This window comes from Pseudomonas sp. GL_091 (assembly GCF_057837725.1).
Genome location: NZ_CM174451.1, coordinates 5,274,570 through 5,289,454, shown reverse-complemented (window position 1 = coordinate 5,289,454; position 14,885 = coordinate 5,274,570). Strand labels below are relative to the sequence as shown.

Genomic DNA, 14,885 nt, shown 5'->3' with positions numbered 1-14,885 from the left:
GCGAGAAATCAAAGATGTAACCAACGATTGCTGAGCCAAGTTTAGGGTTTTCTCAAAACCCAAAGATGTTTGAACTGAAGAGTTTGATCATGGCTCAGATTGAACGCTGGCGGCAGGCCTAACACATGCAAGTCGAGCGGATGACAGGAGCTTGCTCCTGAATTCAGCGGCGGACGGGTGAGTAATGCCTAGGAATCTGCCTGGTAGTGGGGGACAACGTTTCGAAAGGAACGCTAATACCGCATACGTCCTACGGGAGAAAGCAGGGGACCTTCGGGCCTTGCGCTATCAGATGAGCCTAGGTCGGATTAGCTAGTTGGTGAGGTAATGGCTCACCAAGGCGACGATCCGTAACTGGTCTGAGAGGATGATCAGTCACACTGGAACTGAGACACGGTCCAGACTCCTACGGGAGGCAGCAGTGGGGAATATTGGACAATGGGCGAAAGCCTGATCCAGCCATGCCGCGTGTGTGAAGAAGGTCTTCGGATTGTAAAGCACTTTAAGTTGGGAGGAAGGGCATTAACCTAATACGTTAGTGTTTTGACGTTACCGACAGAATAAGCACCGGCTAACTCTGTGCCAGCAGCCGCGGTAATACAGAGGGTGCAAGCGTTAATCGGAATTACTGGGCGTAAAGCGCGCGTAGGTGGTTCGTTAAGTTGGATGTGAAAGCCCCGGGCTCAACCTGGGAACTGCATTCAAAACTGACAAGCTAGAGTATGGTAGAGGGTGGTGGAATTTCCTGTGTAGCGGTGAAATGCGTAGATATAGGAAGGAACACCAGTGGCGAAGGCGACCACCTGGACTGATACTGACACTGAGGTGCGAAAGCGTGGGGAGCAAACAGGATTAGATACCCTGGTAGTCCACGCCGTAAACGATGTCAACTAGCCGTTGGGAGCCTTGAGCTCTTAGTGGCGCAGCTAACGCATTAAGTTGACCGCCTGGGGAGTACGGCCGCAAGGTTAAAACTCAAATGAATTGACGGGGGCCCGCACAAGCGGTGGAGCATGTGGTTTAATTCGAAGCAACGCGAAGAACCTTACCAGGCCTTGACATCCAATGAACTTTCCAGAGATGGATTGGTGCCTTCGGGAACATTGAGACAGGTGCTGCATGGCTGTCGTCAGCTCGTGTCGTGAGATGTTGGGTTAAGTCCCGTAACGAGCGCAACCCTTGTCCTTAGTTACCAGCACGTCATGGTGGGCACTCTAAGGAGACTGCCGGTGACAAACCGGAGGAAGGTGGGGATGACGTCAAGTCATCATGGCCCTTACGGCCTGGGCTACACACGTGCTACAATGGTCGGTACAGAGGGTTGCCAAGCCGCGAGGTGGAGCTAATCCCACAAAACCGATCGTAGTCCGGATCGCAGTCTGCAACTCGACTGCGTGAAGTCGGAATCGCTAGTAATCGCGAATCAGAATGTCGCGGTGAATACGTTCCCGGGCCTTGTACACACCGCCCGTCACACCATGGGAGTGGGTTGCACCAGAAGTAGCTAGTCTAACCTTCGGGAGGACGGTTACCACGGTGTGATTCATGACTGGGGTGAAGTCGTAACAAGGTAGCCGTAGGGGAACCTGCGGCTGGATCACCTCCTTAATCGACGACTCAGCTGCTCCATAAGTTCCCACACGAATTGCTTGATTCATTGAAGAAGACGATAAGAAGCAGCCTTGGGGTTGTCGCTTAGTTGGTTAGAGCGCACCCCATGCTCTGTGGTTAAGAGCAGGGTGAGGTCGGCCTTAGCAGCTCGAAATTGGGTCTGTAGCTCAGTTGGTTAGAGCGCACCCCTGATAAGGGTGAGGTCGGCAGTTCGAATCTGCCCAGACCCACCAATTTTGTGTGGGAAACGCCTGTAGAAATACGGGGCCATAGCTCAGCTGGGAGAGCGCCTGCCTTGCACGCAGGAGGTCAACGGTTCGATCCCGTTTGGCTCCACCACTACTGCTTCTGATTGTGTAAAGCTTAGAAATGAGCATTCCATCGAGACGATGGTGAATGTTGATTTCTAGTCTTTGACTAGTTCGTTCTTTAAAAATTTGGGTATGTGATAGAAGGATAGACTGAACGTTACTTTCACTGGTAACGGATCAGGCTAAGGTAAAATTTGTGAGTTGCTCTTTATGAGCAAGAATCGAATTTTCGGCGAATGTCGTCTTCATAGTATAACCAGATTGCTTGGGGTTATATGGTCAAGTGAAGAAGCGCATACGGTGGATGCCTTGGCAGTCAGAGGCGATGAAAGACGTGGTAGCCTGCGAAAAGCTTCGGGGAGTCGGCAAACAGACTTTGATCCGGAGATGTCTGAATGGGGGAACCCAGCCATCATAAGATGGTTATCTTGTACTGAATACATAGGTGCAAGAGGCGAACCAGGGGAACTGAAACATCTAAGTACCCTGAGGAAAAGAAATCAACCGAGATTCCCTTAGTAGTGGCGAGCGAACGGGGACTAGCCCTTAAGTGGCTTTGAGATTAGCGGAACGCTCTGGAAAGTGCGGCCATAGTGGGTGATAGCCCTGTACGCGAAAATCTCTTGGTCATGAAATCGAGTAGGACGGAGCACGAGAAACTTTGTCTGAATATGGGGGGACCATCCTCCAAGGCTAAATACTACTGACTGACCGATAGTGAACTAGTACCGTGAGGGAAAGGCGAAAAGAACCCCGGAGAGGGGAGTGAAATAGATCCTGAAACCGTATGCGTACAAGCAGTGGGAGCCCACTTTGTTGGGTGACTGCGTACCTTTTGTATAATGGGTCAGCGACTTATTTTCAGTGGCGAGCTTAACCGAATAGGGGAGGCGTAGCGAAAGCGAGTCTTAATAGGGCGTCTAGTCGCTGGGAATAGACCCGAAACCGGGCGATCTATCCATGGGCAGGTTGAAGGTTGGGTAACACTAACTGGAGGACCGAACCGACTACCGTTGAAAAGTTAGCGGATGACCTGTGGATCGGAGTGAAAGGCTAATCAAGCTCGGAGATAGCTGGTTCTCCTCGAAAGCTATTTAGGTAGCGCCTCATGTATCACTGTAGGGGGTAGAGCACTGTTTCGGCTAGGGGGTCATCCCGACTTACCAAACCGATGCAAACTCCGAATACCTACAAGTGCCGAGCATGGGAGACACACGGCGGGTGCTAACGTCCGTCGTGAAAAGGGAAACAACCCAGACCGTCAGCTAAGGTCCCAAAGTTATGGTTAAGTGGGAAACGATGTGGGAAGGCTTAGACAGCTAGGAGGTTGGCTTAGAAGCAGCCACCCTTTAAAGAAAGCGTAATAGCTCACTAGTCGAGTCGGCCTGCGCGGAAGATGTAACGGGGCTCAAACCATACACCGAAGCTACGGGTATCACCTTCGGGTGATGCGGTAGAGGAGCGTTCTGTAAGCCTGTGAAGGTGAGTTGAGAAGCTTGCTGGAGGTATCAGAAGTGCGAATGCTGACATGAGTAACGACAATGGGTGTGAAAAACACCCACGCCGAAAGACCAAGGTTTCCTGCGCAACGTTAATCGACGCAGGGTTAGTCGGTCCCTAAGGCGAGGCTGAAAAGCGTAGTCGATGGAAAACAGGTTAATATTCCTGTACTTCTGGTTATTGCGATGGAGGGACGGAGAAGGCTAGGCCAGCTTGGCGTTGGTTGTCCAAGTTTAAGGTGGTAGGCTGGAATCTTAGGTAAATCCGGGATTCCAAGGCCGAGAGCTGATGACGAGTGTTCCTTTGGAACACGAAGTGGTTGATGCCATGCTTCCAAGAAAAGCTTCTAAGCTTCAGGTAACCAGGAACCGTACCCCAAACCGACACAGGTGGTTGGGTAGAGAATACCAAGGCGCTTGAGAGAACTCGGGTGAAGGAACTAGGCAAAATGGCACCGTAACTTCGGGAGAAGGTGCGCCGGTGAGGGTGAAGGACTTGCTCCGTAAGCCCACGCCGGTCGAAGATACCAGGCCGCTGCGACTGTTTATTAAAAACACAGCACTCTGCAAACACGAAAGTGGACGTATAGGGTGTGACGCCTGCCCGGTGCCGGAAGGTTAATTGATGGGGTTAGCTAACGCGAAGCTCTTGATCGAAGCCCCGGTAAACGGCGGCCGTAACTATAACGGTCCTAAGGTAGCGAAATTCCTTGTCGGGTAAGTTCCGACCTGCACGAATGGCGTAACGATGGCGGCGCTGTCTCCACCCGAGACTCAGTGAAATTGAAATCGCTGTGAAGATGCAGTGTATCCGCGGCTAGACGGAAAGACCCCGTGAACCTTTACTATAGCTTTGCACTGGACTTTGAATTTGCTTGTGTAGGATAGGTGGGAGGCTTTGAAGCGTGGACGCCAGTTCGCGTGGAGCCAACCTTGAAATACCACCCTGGCAACTTTGAGGTTCTAACTCAGGTCCGTTATCCGGATCGAGGACAGTGTATGGTGGGTAGTTTGACTGGGGCGGTCTCCTCCTAAAGAGTAACGGAGGAGTACGAAGGTGCGCTCAGACCGGTCGGAAATCGGTCGTAGAGTATAAAGGCAAAAGCGCGCTTGACTGCGAGACAGACACGTCGAGCAGGTACGAAAGTAGGTCTTAGTGATCCGGTGGTTCTGTATGGAAGGGCCATCGCTCAACGGATAAAAGGTACTCCGGGGATAACAGGCTGATACCGCCCAAGAGTTCATATCGACGGCGGTGTTTGGCACCTCGATGTCGGCTCATCACATCCTGGGGCTGAAGCCGGTCCCAAGGGTATGGCTGTTCGCCATTTAAAGTGGTACGCGAGCTGGGTTTAGAACGTCGTGAGACAGTTCGGTCCCTATCTGCCGTGGACGTTTGAGATTTGAGAGGGGCTGCTCCTAGTACGAGAGGACCGGAGTGGACGAACCTCTGGTGTTCCGGTTGTCACGCCAGTGGCATTGCCGGGTAGCTATGTTCGGAAAAGATAACCGCTGAAAGCATCTAAGCGGGAAACTTGCCTCAAGATGAGATCTCACTGGGACCTTGAGTCCCCTGAAGGGCCGTCGAAGACTACGACGTTGATAGGTTGGGTGTGTAAGCGCTGTGAGGCGTTGAGCTAACCAATACTAATTGCCCGTGAGGCTTGACCATATAACACCCAAGCAATTTGCTTACTTCGAAAGAGGCATCAGATTGCGGTGTGTGAAGACGAAACGAACCGAAAGTTCGAGATACTCACAAAACACCGAAAGCTGTCACATACCCAATTTGCTGAAGCGAGGCCAACCGGTCACGACTCAGTACCCGAATTTCTTGACGACCATAGAGCGTTGGAACCACCTGATCCCATCCCGAACTCAGCAGTGAAACGATGCATCGCCGATGGTAGTGTGGGGTTTCCCCATGTGAGAGTAGGTCATCGTCAAGATTAAATTCCGAAACCCCTATCTGCGTATGCAGGTAGGGGTTTTGTTTTTGTCCGCCTTGTAGGAGCGAGCTCGCTCCTACAAGGTCAATTGTAAAAAAAATCACACGAACATGACCCAACGGTTTTGCTAAGGTGCAGCTCATTTTTAATGGACTGAGTTTGCGCCCACGGATCGGCATTCTTTTCAAAGAGTTGCTGCACAAGTGCCCGAACCGATACCCATCAAGGACCACGAGAAAGAGACACGCCTGGTCAATAAAAGGCTGATGGCCTGCGGCTTGTTCGTTGCCGCTGTCACCTGTGCGCTGGTAGTGCGCATGTATGTCCTGCAAGTAGTCGAGTTCGACTATCACTCGACCATCTCCGAAAACAACCGCGTCCACGTCCTGCCGATTACGCCTACCCGCGGGTTGATCTATGACCGCAACGGCGTACTTCTCGCAGACAACCGTCCCAGCTACAACCTGACCATCACTCGCGAACGTGCTTCCGATATAAACGAAGAGTTGGACGAGGTAGTCAATCTCCTGCACTTGCCTGCTGAAGACCGTTCGCAGTTCGACAAGGCGATGAAGCAGGCACGTCATCCGTTCGTCCCCGTGACGTTGTTCTATGAGCTGAGCGAAGAGCAAATTGCCGTACTCGCCGTCAACGAGTTCCGCCTGCCGGGCCTTGATGTAGAGCCGCAGTTCGTTCGACACTATCCGTTGGGCGAGCACTTCGCTCATTCGGTCGGCTACGTCGGACGAATCAACGAGAAAGAGTCAAAGGCTCTGGATAACGTCGAGTACCGAGGTACCCAATCCATCGGCAAGACCGGGATCGAAAAATTCTACGAGACGCAACTGCACGGCCATGTCGGTTATGAGGAAGTCGAAACCAATGCCCAGGGCCGCGTGCTGCGAGTGCTCAAGCACACTGACCCGGTGCCCGGCGAAAACATTGTCCTGAGCCTCGACGTCAAGCTTCAGGAGGCCGCCGAACAAGCCCTGGGTGATCGCCGTGGTTCGGTGGTCGCGCTGGATCCGTCGACCGGTGAAGTGCTGGCCATGGTCAGCAACCCGAGTTTCGATCCGAATCTGTTCGTCACCGGTATCAGCTCCAAGGAGTACTCGACGCTACGGGACTCCATCGACCGACCGCTGTTCAACCGTGTGCTGCGCGGTCTCTATGCGCCGGGTTCGACCATCAAGCCGGAAGTGGCAATCGCCGGCCTCGATGCCGGTGTCGTCACGCCACAGACCCGTGTGTTCGACCCCGGTTATTACCAACTGCCGGATTTCGATCACAAGTACCGCAACTGGAACCACAGCGGCGACGGCTGGGTGGATATGGATGCGGCGATCATGCGTTCCAACGACACCTACTTCTATGACCTGGCACACAAGCTTGGTATCGATCGCCTGCACGACTACATGGCCATGTTCGGACTGGGTGAGAAAGTCTCCCTGGACATGAATGAAGAATCCCCCGGCCTGATGCCATCCCAAGCCTGGAAGCGTGCCACCCGTCGCCAGGCCTGGTTCCCGGGCGAGACGGTGATTCTCGGCATCGGCCAGGGCTACATGCAGGTCACGCCGCTGCAGTTGGCCCAGGCCACGGCGCTGATTGCCAACAAAGGCGTGTGGAATCGCCCGCACCTGGCCAAAACCGTGGACGGTGTCGCGCCGGTGGATGAACATCCGATGCCGAACATTCTGCTCAAGGACCCTCGCGACTGGGAGCAGGTCAACCATGGCATGCAGATGGTGATGCACGATGCCCGCGGGATTGCCCGGGCCGCTGCGGCGGGGGCGCAGTACCGTATTGCCGGCAAGAGTGGTACTGCGCAAGTGGTGGCGATCAAGCAGGGCGAACGTTACAACCGGGAGAAAACCCGCGAGCGTAACCGCGACAATGCCTTGTTCGTCGGTTTCGCCCCGGCCGAGCACCCGAAGATTGTGATTTCGGTGATGATCGAAAACGGCGAGGCCGGTGGGCGCGTTGCCGGACCGGTCGTGCGGGAGATCATGGACGCCTGGCTACTCGATCAGGACGGCCACCTCAAGCCGCAGTACGCAGCGCCGAGCAAGGCACCGGGCGATCCTCACGTCTGAACCCGCATGGCTTCACAGCACAGGCTCACGGATGCTGAGCATGTGCTGGAAGCTCTCGAGGAACACCGTTTCGGCCTGGCTCATCTTCTGTTCGCGATTCCACAACAGCTGGATATCGAAATCCACCACCCCGTCTTCCGGCGGCAAGCGCCAGAGCAGACCTTGCTCGACATCCCGGCGCACCAGATGGGTGGGCAAGGCGCCGATGCCATAACCCGCGCAGATCAAGCGGTAAATCTCTTCGAAACTGGTGGAAGAGGCGACGATTTTGCCGGTGAAACCTTGCTGGTCGCGGAACAGCGTCAGGGGTGAAAGATTGCCGCCCAATTGATCGCTGGTGAAGCTGACAAAATTTTCCGCCGCCAGTTGGTCCAGGGCCAGGTTCTCTTGCCCGAACAGCCGGTGACGCTGGCCACAAAAGTAAGCATACGTCTCTCGAAACAATACCCGTTGTTCCAGCCGCGGCTGTGGCAAGCGGCACAGGCCAACGCCGATGGTCGCAGTCTTTTGCAACAGCGAACTGATGATGTTCGAACTGCCCATCACCTCGACTTCCAGCTCGATTTTCGGATGGGTTTCATGGAAATCCGCGAGGAAATCATCGTAATGCCGTGCCTGCACACCGCTGACGGTGAGGATGCGGATCTTGCCCACCACGTCGTCGTGACGGCTCTCCACCACCGTCCCCAGGCGTGAAATGTCCCCATAGATATCCGCCGCTATGCGTAGGACTTCTTCCCCGGTTTCCGTCAGGTCAAATCGTCGCCCGCTGCGGGCAATCAACACGCATTCCAGTTGTTCTTCCAGTCGTTTCAACGCCTGGCTGACGGCCGACTGGGTGATATGCAGTCGCGCTGCGGCGCGGCTCATGCTGCCTTCCTGGCCGATGACCAGATAGGTGCGCAGCAGGTTCCAGTCGAGGCGGTCATTGAGAAAGCGCCGGCCGACCCACGGGTTGGAAATGGAAGGCATAAAACCTCATGCAGTAGCAGTGCTAATAGTAAAGATAAGGATTTGAAAATTGACTAATCCTGGCATGGAAGCGATAAAGCCCACAAGCGCCATAGAGTGCACCGTCATCAGCCTTAACACCTGCCCAAAAACTATAAGTACACAGGGTCCTTGCATGCACACTACTCCCCAACCGCGCCGAGCCGCGGCCGCTGCCTTCATTGGCACGACCATCGAGTTCTACGACTTCTACATCTACGCCACCGCGGCGGCGCTGGTCCTTGGGCAAGTGTTCTTCCCCAGCAGCGACCCGGTCATGAGTACCCTCGCGGCGTTCGGCAGTTTCGCTGTCGGGTTTATTGCGCGGCCGATGGCCGGGATGGTGTTCGGTCATCTGGGCGATCGTCTCGGGCGCAAGAGGATGCTGTTGGTGACCATGGCCTTGATGGGCATCGCCACCGCGGGCATTGGCCTGCTGCCGAGCTATGCCAGCGCCGGCATCTGGGCCCCCGTCGGGCTGATCACGCTGCGTTTGATCCAGGGCATTTCGGTCGGTGGCGAGTGGGGTGGGGCGGTGTTGATGGCCAGCGAACATGCGCCGGCCAAGCGCAAGACGTTCTATGCGTCGTTCGCCCAGCTCGGCAGTCCCGCCGGATTGTTGCTGGCACTGATCGCTTTCCGACTGGTGACGTCCCTTGAGCCTGAGGAGTTCCTCGCCTGGGGTTGGCGCCTGCCGTTCCTCGCCAGCGGCGTGTTGATGATGGTCGGCCTGTTGATCCGCTCCGGCGTTCACGAGTCGCCGGAATTCGCCAAGGCCAGGGACAACAACGAGACCGCCAAATACCCTGTGATGGAGGTGATCCGCACCTGCTGGCGGCAGATCCTGTTCGCCGCTGCTGCCGTGACCATCGGCTCGGCCGGGTTCTTCTTCACCAACACCTTCATGATCACCTATGTCACCCAATACCAGGGCATTGCCCGTTCGACGATTCTCGATTGCCTGTTTCTGGTGACCGTCATCCAGTTGCTCTCGCAACCGCTCTCGGCGCTGATCGCCGAACGTATCGGCGAAGGTCGTTTTCTCAAATGGGTCGCGCTACTGTGCATGGTCACGCCATATCCGATGTTCCTGCTGGTAGGCACGCAGGACATTGTGTTCATGACAGCCGGCATTGCCCTGGCGGTGGTGATTCTCTCGGCGCTGTACGCGGTGATCGCTGGCTACATGACCCAGGCCTTCCCGGTGCACCTGCGCTACTCGGGCATTTCCATCGCCTACCAATTGGCTTGCGCCGTGGCCGGCGGCACCACGCCGCTGATCGGCACCCTGCTGGCCAGCAAGTTTTCCGGACAATGGTTGCCGCTGGCGGTGTTCTTCACCCTGCTCTCGGCCCTGTCCCTGATCGGTGTTTGCGGCCTGGCCCGCCTGCGCGCCAACCCGGTCGTCACCCACGCTGCTAAAGAGGTGTATTCGTGAGTAAACCTGCACACATCGACCCGGTTGAATGGCAAGCCCGTTGCGAACTGGCTGCGCTGTATCGACTGGTCGCACACTTTCGCATGACCGACCTGATCGACACCCACATCACCCTGCGGATTCCGGGGCCTGAGCATCATTTTCTGATCAACCGCTACGGGGTGATCTTCGACCGCATGCGCGCCTCGGACCTGGTGCGCATCGACCAGGATGGGCGGGTGGTCGACCCGGAGTACACAGGCCATCGGGTCAACGCCGCCGGCTTCGTGATTCACTCGGCGATCCACATGGCGCGTCCGGACCTGAACTGTGTGATCCACACCCACACGGCGGCCGGCATGGCGGTCGCGGCGCAGAAGCAGGGCTTGCTGCCGATCACTCAGCACGCGCTGAAGTTCTACGGCAAGCTGGCCTATCACACCTACGAAGGCATCGCGCTGTCGCTGGATGAGCGCGAGCGGTTGATTGCCGACCTCGGCCCGCACCGGGCGATGATTCTGCGCAACCACGGATTGCTGGTGGGTGGTTCGGGCGTGGCCCAGGCGTTCCAGGAAATCCACTTTCTGGAACGCGCCTGCCAGGCCCAGGTGCAGGCGCTGGCCGGTGGTTCGGCATTGCATTACCCGTCGCCGGAAGTGTGCGCGCACACCGCCGAGCAGTTTGACCGTGATGAGCAGGACAACATCATCGACCTGGCCTGGGAGGCCGCCCTGACCCTGATCGAATCCCAGCGCGAGTCCTATCTGTCATGAACACTGTGGTTCTGTTGTCTCGCGACACCTTGCTGCTCAAGCAATTGCAGGCGGCGTTTGCCCGCAGTGCGCCGCAACTCACCACCGTGCTGGCCGATGATCCCCGGGCCGCCAATGCACAGATGGCCGCGTGCTGGTTTCCGTTGCCGGGCAGTCTCGGTGCATTGCCGAACCTGCAGGTGATTCACTCGGTAGCCGCCGGTATCGATCACCTCGATCACGATCCGTCATGCCCGGACCTGCCGATTTGTCGTGTGGTCGACCCAGGCCATCGCCAGGGCATGACCGAGTACGTGCGCTGGGCGGTGATTCACTATCACCGCGGTTTCGATCAGGTGTTGTCGCAACAGCGGGAGCAACGCTGGGAGCGGCCGCTGCAACGGGCGGCGGGGCAGTTCAAGGTCGGTGTGATGGGGCTCGGATCGCTGGGCAGTGCGATTGCTCTGGATCTGCTCGCAGCCGGTTACGACGTGCGCGGCTGGGCACGGCGCGGCAAGGACTTGCCGGGTGTGCGCACCTTCGCCGGGGCTGATGCGTTGCATCCGTTTCTCGACGGCGTCGAGTTACTGATCAACCTGTTGCCCCTCACCAGCGAAACCCGCGGGATTCTCGGACGAGCCACTTTCGAGCAGCTCGCCAACGGCGCGGCACTGGTCAACTGTGGCCGGGGCGGTCATTTGAACATCGATGACCTTGAACAGGCATTGGCGAGCGGGCAATTGCGCGGCGCCTTGCTGGATGTCTTCGAACAGGAACCGCTGCCGGTCGATAGCCGGCTCTGGACAATGCCCGGTGTCACCATCACCCCGCACATGGCTTCAGCGGCCTCCCATGACTGTATTGCCGTGCAGGTGGCGGAGAACTTCCGGCGCCTGGATAGCGGCGAACAGTTATTGAACTGTGCCGACCGATTGCTGGGTTATTAAACGTAACGTCAATCCACCTATAAGTTGTGCCTTGCAAACTCGCCCACCTGGTTGGGCGAGCCATAACAACGACCTTCGCCTCAACCGTTTTACTGCCAGTCAAAACAAGCGGGCCGTCGCGCTCCAACCGTCGAATCCAAAGCCGGCAACCACCATTCGTCAGCAACATGCGTTGATCCATCTTGACAGCTAAGTCGTCTGGGGAAATACTCGCCCCAAGATTCATATAGATGACTAGATAACAAGGTGAATAAAGTCGATGAACTCTCTTTCCAGTGATGCTCGCCTGCCGCTTTACCAACGCCTGCGTGACCACTTGGTTGAACAGATCGCTAACAATCGCTGGCGTCCGGGAGAGGCCATTCCTACGGAGGCCGCGCTTTCAGCGGAGTACCAACTGTCCACTGGCACCGTGCGTAAAGCGGTGGATTCATTGGTCAGTGAGGGCATTCTTGAGCGTCAACAAGGCCGGGGCACTTTCATTCGTCGACCGCAGTTTCAGTCATCGCTGTTTCGCTTCTTTCGTTTTCAAACCGCTGCCGGCGAGCGCCAGGTACCGGAGAGCCGCATTCTGTCCATCGAGCCGGTAGTCGCACCCTCGGCAGTAGCTCAGGCACTGGGGCTGCCCCTCGATTCGCCGGTTATCCGTATCGTTCGTTTGCGTTTGCTGGAGGTTCAGCCTGTGCTCGCAGAAGAAATCTGGTTGCCGCGTAACCGCTTTCAAGCGCTGCTGGAAATTGACCTCAGCCGCAAAGGGCCACTGCTTTATCCGATCTACGAAGAAATCTGCGGTCAGGTCGTCGCCTACGCCGAAGAGACACTCACCGCTGAATCGGTGAATGACGTGCATGCTCGATTGCTGCAGGTACCGGTCAACAGTCCGGTGGTAGTGATTGAGCGACTGGCTCGCGATTACGCCGGTGCACCACTGGAGTGGCGTCGCTCTCGCGGGCATGCGGAACACTTCCGCTACAGCGTGGATATTCGCTGACCCATACCTGTGTAGCGAATCGTTGAGCGGCGAGTAAGTCGCCGCTGGTTTCCTGTTTGATTGCCAAAACTGGCCCTGTAGCGGTGCGGTTCGCTCTCGGCTGCCTTACGTTCCACTTATAAGGATAAGAAACATGTTCAGCTGGTATCGCCAAGTCACTCCTCGGGAGCGCAAAACGTTTTGGGCCTGCTTCGGCGGATGGTCGCTCGACGCATTGGAAGTACAAATGTTCGGCTTGGCGATTCCGGCGTTGATCGCCGCATTCGCTTTGACCAAAGGGGATGCAGGGCTGATCAGTGGAGTCACGCTAGTCACCTCGGCCATCGGCGGCTGGGTAGGGGGGACATTGTCCGACCGCTATGGTCGGGTACGCACACTGCAATGGATGATTTTGTGGTTCTCGTTCTTCACCTTTCTGTCCGCGTTCGTCACTGGATTCCATCAGTTGTTGATTGTCAAAGCACTGCAAGGCTTCGGTATTGGTGGTGAATGGGCCGCCGGCGCGGTACTGATGGCCGAGACGATCAACCCTAAATTTCGTGGCAAGGTGATGGGCACGGTGCAAAGCGCCTGGGCCGTGGGTTGGGGCCTGGCGGTTGGGGTATTTGCGCTGATTTATTCGTTCGTGCCGCAAGACATGGCCTGGCGTGTGATGTTTATCGTTGGTTTGCTGCCGTCGTTCCTGATCATCTGGGTACGGCGCAATGTTGAGGAACCTGACAGTTTCCAGCGCCTGCAAAAAGACAACGCCATCCCGCAAAGTTTCTTCAAGTCCCTGGCCGGCATCTTCCGTCCTGAACTGATCCGCGTGACGCTGTTTGGTGGTCTGTTGGGCTTGGGCGCGCACGGTGGTTACCACGCGGTGATGACCTGGCTGCCGACGTTCCTCAAGACTGAACGTAACCTCTCGGTGCTGAACTCTGGCGGTTACCTCGCGGTGATCATCTTCGCCTTTTGGTGTGGATGCTTGGTCAGTGGATTTTTGATCGACCGCATTGGCCGTCGCAAAAACATCGTGCTGTTCGCGTTGTGCTGTGTCGTCACCGTGCAGTGTTATGTGTTCCTGCCGCTGACCAATACCCAGATGCTGTTCCTGGGCTTCCCGCTCGGCTTTTTCGCGGCAGGCATCCCGGCAAGCCTCGGGGCGCTGTTCAACGAGCTGTACCCAGCGGACGTGCGTGGCGCCGGTGTAGGTTTCTGCTACAACTTTGGCCGAGTGCTCTCTGCGGTCTTCCCGTTCCTGGTCGGTCACATGAGCGACTCCATGTCCTTGGGGTCTGCGATTGGTATCGACGCAGGGATTGCCTATGGCGTGGCCGTGATCGCGGCACTTTGCCTGCCGGAAACCCGTGGTCGTGCCCTCGAAGCCACGAGTGAATCGGTACAAGCCACGGTCAACGGCAACGAAAGCGCGCGGGCCTGATGACTCTTACCTTCGAATGATGAAAGCCATGCCTGATACCTGTTCAACGCCGATCACCGGCATCGATTCCCATGCTCACGTGTTTAGCCGTGAGCTTAACCTGGCCGCTGCTCGACGCTATACCCCGGGCTACGACGCCACGCTTGTGCAGTACCTGAAGCACTTGCAAACCCATGGCCTGAGTCATGGCGTATTGGTGCAGCCGAGCTTTCTCGGTACCGACAACAGCTACCTGCTGGCGGCGTTGCGACAGGCGCCGATGCAGTTACGAGGGGTCGTGGTGCTGGAGCAAGACATAAGCCCGGACGCGTTGAACGACATGGCTCTACTGGGTGTGGTGGGTGTTCGCTTGAACCTGATGGGTAAAGCCTTGCCTGATTTTCGTGACTCGGCCTGGCAAGACTTCTTCGGTCACATCGCTGAACTGGACTGGCATGTTGAGTTGCATCGACAAATGGAAGATTTGCCGGGACTGATTCGTCAATTGATTCCGTTCGGCATCAAGCTGGTCATCGATCACTTCGGCCGCCCGGATGCGCGTTTGGACATTGATCAGCCGGGTTTTTCCGAGTTGCTGGAACTGGGACTGAGCGGGCAGGTATGGATGAAGGTTTCCGGTATCTACCGGCTTGCAGGTACGCCGCAACAGAACTTGAAATTCGCTCGGGCGGCATTACCGCTACTGGTGCAGAGTTTTGGTCTTCGCCGTCTGGTGTGGGGCAGCGATTGGCCACACACCCAGCATGAAGACAGCATTAGTTTCGGTACGGTAGTAGAGCAGTTTCAAGCGTTGGAGTGTTCGACTCGGCTTATGCGGTCGTTGCTAGTGGAAGCGCCTGGAGAGTTATTCGGACTTCATTCTGACTGTGAGCTGTTGATTCCCGTCGATTAAGTAAAGG

Annotated in this window: 8 protein-coding genes, 2 tRNA genes and 3 rRNA genes; 12 read left to right on the top strand and 1 reads right to left on the bottom strand. The window is 56.4% G+C overall.

Translation table 11 applies throughout. The features are described 5' to 3' along the window. The first annotated feature begins 71 nt into the window (after positions 1-71). From AC3ITY_RS23935 to mrdA, 6 genes are all read left to right on the top strand, one after another. Positions 72-1,608 (top strand): 16S ribosomal RNA (locus tag AC3ITY_RS23935). Positions 1,609-1,767: 159 nt separating this feature from the next. Further along, a tRNA-Ile gene (locus AC3ITY_RS23930) sits at positions 1,768-1,844 on the top strand. 30 nt (positions 1,845-1,874) lie between these two features. After that, positions 1,875-1,950 (top strand) — tRNA-Ala (locus AC3ITY_RS23925). A gap of 249 nt (positions 1,951-2,199) precedes the next feature. Next, a 23S ribosomal RNA gene (locus AC3ITY_RS23920) occupies positions 2,200-5,093 on the top strand. A 161-nt stretch (positions 5,094-5,254) separates the two neighbouring features. After that, a 5S ribosomal RNA gene (rrf, locus tag AC3ITY_RS23915) occupies positions 5,255-5,370 on the top strand. Together the 16S, 23S and 5S rRNA genes with 2 tRNA genes alongside form the textbook arrangement of a ribosomal RNA operon. Before the next feature lie 203 nt (positions 5,371-5,573). After that, positions 5,574-7,466, top strand: coding sequence for a penicillin-binding protein 2 (gene mrdA, locus AC3ITY_RS23910; RefSeq protein WP_489305363.1), 1,893 nt, complete (start codon positions 5,574-5,576; stop codon positions 7,464-7,466). Between the two features lie 12 nt (positions 7,467-7,478). Here the strand turns inward: mrdA and AC3ITY_RS23905 are convergent, their stop codons facing one another. Next, positions 7,479-8,438 carry a LysR family transcriptional regulator gene (locus tag AC3ITY_RS23905; RefSeq protein ID WP_489305361.1) on the bottom strand — a complete coding sequence of 320 codons (960 nt, stop codon included), beginning with the start codon at positions 8,436-8,438 and terminating at the stop codon, positions 7,479-7,481. Positions 8,439-8,592: 154 nt separating this feature from the next. Here AC3ITY_RS23905 and AC3ITY_RS23900 point away from each other — a divergent pair, with 154 nt between their 5' ends. From AC3ITY_RS23900 to AC3ITY_RS23875, 6 genes are all read left to right on the top strand, one after another. Continuing rightward, positions 8,593-9,894 (top strand): MFS transporter, encoded by a 1,302-nt coding sequence (locus tag AC3ITY_RS23900; protein WP_489305359.1) that lies wholly within the window; start codon positions 8,593-8,595, stop codon positions 9,892-9,894. Next, a complete protein-coding gene (locus AC3ITY_RS23895) occupies positions 9,891-10,646 on the top strand; it encodes a class II aldolase/adducin family protein (RefSeq protein WP_489305357.1) in 756 nt (251 codons plus the stop codon). Before AC3ITY_RS23900 ends, AC3ITY_RS23895 begins: the two co-directional genes overlap by 4 nt. After that, positions 10,643-11,572, top strand: a complete 930-nt coding sequence (locus tag AC3ITY_RS23890; RefSeq protein ID WP_489305355.1) for a 2-hydroxyacid dehydrogenase — start codon at positions 10,643-10,645, stop codon at positions 11,570-11,572. Before AC3ITY_RS23895 ends, AC3ITY_RS23890 begins: the two co-directional genes overlap by 4 nt. A gap of 259 nt (positions 11,573-11,831) precedes the next feature. After that, the gene (locus AC3ITY_RS23885; RefSeq protein ID WP_489305353.1) at positions 11,832-12,563 is read left to right on the top strand and encodes a GntR family transcriptional regulator; all 732 of its coding nucleotides are present in this window, start codon (positions 11,832-11,834) and stop codon (positions 12,561-12,563) included. A 133-nt stretch (positions 12,564-12,696) separates the two neighbouring features. Further along, a complete protein-coding gene (locus AC3ITY_RS23880) occupies positions 12,697-13,986 on the top strand; it encodes an MFS transporter (protein ID WP_489305352.1) in 1,290 nt (429 codons plus the stop codon). Between the two features lie 28 nt (positions 13,987-14,014). Next, on the top strand, positions 14,015-14,878 hold the full coding sequence (locus tag AC3ITY_RS23875; protein ID WP_489305351.1) for an amidohydrolase family protein: 864 nt from the start codon (positions 14,015-14,017) through the stop codon (positions 14,876-14,878). The last annotated feature ends 7 nt before the right edge of the window (positions 14,879-14,885 follow it).